Raw genomic sequence first — 1936 nt, 5'->3', positions numbered from 1 at the left:
AAAAACAGCAAGGACTTAAAGTCCCTGCTGCACGGGATAACAGTCAAATAAATTTGAATGCTTCCTAAAAATTTATTGCAATTTACTTGTTTTCTAACACAGTACCTATGATTCCGTTGCGAGGAAATTCGGCAGAATTTCGGAGTAGGAATCAAGCCGGTTAAAGTTAAGGAATATTGGTTTAGCATTTGGCAAGCAATGGATTATAGCCAGTGTTGTAACACGTTTTTTATTTTCTTTCAAATCTCTGTTCTTTATGATTGTCAACTTCCTTTAATATTTTCAGAAGTTTATTGATAATAATTTCATTTGCTGAAATTCCAAAATCTCGCTGATAATCGTGATTCGTAATTAAAATATAGTCGTTCATATTCAGTAACTCGAAATTGTTGTCAAATCCAATTGAGTAAGTTTCGTCAAAATCAGCAAATCTATTTGGAAAAGCATTATTTATCCATTTTTCAAATTCAGTTGGATTTATTTTATGTTTAGTAAATAAATAAAAATAATTTCCATATTGATATGGATAATAAAATCCATTTGTCGGTTTTATTAATAAATCCGTTACCGTTTTTTTTGAAAGTCCGAACCAAGACTTTTTTTTACGTTTCAGTTCGTAATATTTAATATTTTCAGAATCCAATTCCGATTGTTCCATATTATACTGAAAATCGTTTTCTATGAATTGGTAAATTCCGTATCCAGAAAGTTTTAATTTTTCGTAAATATCTGTTTCAGATAACTCCGTTTGAAAATCGATTCTAATAGTTTCATTTTTTTCAATTGGATGTAATAATGTACAGAATTTTTTCAATGGTTTGTTGGTTTGGTCAAAATGTGTTACAACGTGTTTGGCTATGGTTTCGTTGCGTGAAAATCCGCGAGGATTTTCCGCAGTAAACCGAAGATAGCAAATTTGCGAGGACTTTCCGCGAGGAAAGTCAGAAGCAATGAACTATAGCCGTTGTTAGCCACTGTTATTATTCGTTAAGAAATTCAATAATCGATTCCGCGAAGTTCTTTGAAAAAGGTGTACTCATATGGTCGCCACTAACGAGACTCAATTTACTATTCGATAATTGTTCTTGTAATTTTTTAGGATTTCCATTATCTAAATCATCATCTCCGCAAATTACCAAAGTCTCCACCTCAATATTATTAAGTTCCGCAATAGTTGTTTCAGGTTGATAGTCCTGTAAATAGCCCATTATTTTAAAGTTCACATCAAGATTTTTCGCAAAGTCTACAGCTCCTCTTGTCATTTTATTTGGTTCAGTCCGTCCAGAAAAGACATTCCCAAATTCAATTCGCCTGTCCCAATTTGGATTCGTAAATCCAATGCCCATTCCCCCAAATACAGCTTTGGTGATTCGCTTATCTTTAGTAAGTAAGTTTGCAAGAACAATTGCACCTCTTGAGTATCCAACAGCCACATAGTTGTCAGTTTCTAAATGGTCAATTAGGGCCATTAAATCTTTCACTTCCGCATTATTTTTATAGGCATTTTCATCAACAGGTTTATCAGAATTTCCATTACCTCTTAAATCTGGTATAATAACTCTGTAGCCTTGTTTAATCAGTTGTTTTTTTAATTCCGATTTTCCCCAATTCCAATCTCCATCGACTATAAAACCATGAATTAGTAAAACTAATTCTCCATTTCCATTATCAGTATATGCGATTTTTGTTCCGTCAAATGAGGTGAAATCTTTCTTATTATTCTCTTTTGATGTACATGAGACTAGAAATAAAAGGATGATAGCTATTGGTTTATAAATTCTCATTTTTCTTAATTGTGGCTAACGGTTTGGCTCGTATGTTTACAAATCTATTTAATTAAAGAGTTAAAATAGTAAATTTCTTACTAAATAACAGACAGGCAACAATAGAAGGGACAGAGGGGTTTTGGCTAGATACATTGTTGATATCGCATCAT

2 protein-coding genes are annotated in these 1936 nt (G+C 32.5%); both read right to left on the bottom strand.

The window, feature by feature from the left end; translation table 11 throughout:
- Window positions 1-229: 229 nt before the first annotated feature.
- Complete coding sequence (locus LOK78_RS16350; protein ID WP_232635662.1) at window positions 230-814, bottom strand: hypothetical protein; 585 nt, start codon at window positions 812-814, stop codon at window positions 230-232.
- Window positions 815-980: 166 nt separating this feature from the next.
- Window positions 981-1784, bottom strand: coding sequence for an alpha/beta fold hydrolase (locus LOK78_RS16345; protein WP_232395876.1), 804 nt, complete (start codon window positions 1782-1784; stop codon window positions 981-983).
- Window positions 1785-1936 lie beyond the last annotated feature (152 nt).

Origin of the sequence: Mangrovimonas futianensis (assembly GCF_021245805.1) — a bacterium.
Classification (GTDB): domain Bacteria; phylum Bacteroidota; class Bacteroidia; order Flavobacteriales; family Flavobacteriaceae; genus Mangrovimonas; species Mangrovimonas futianensis.
Note: the sequence above shows the minus strand (reverse complement) of the source record. Positions and strands in the feature narration are given on the sequence as shown.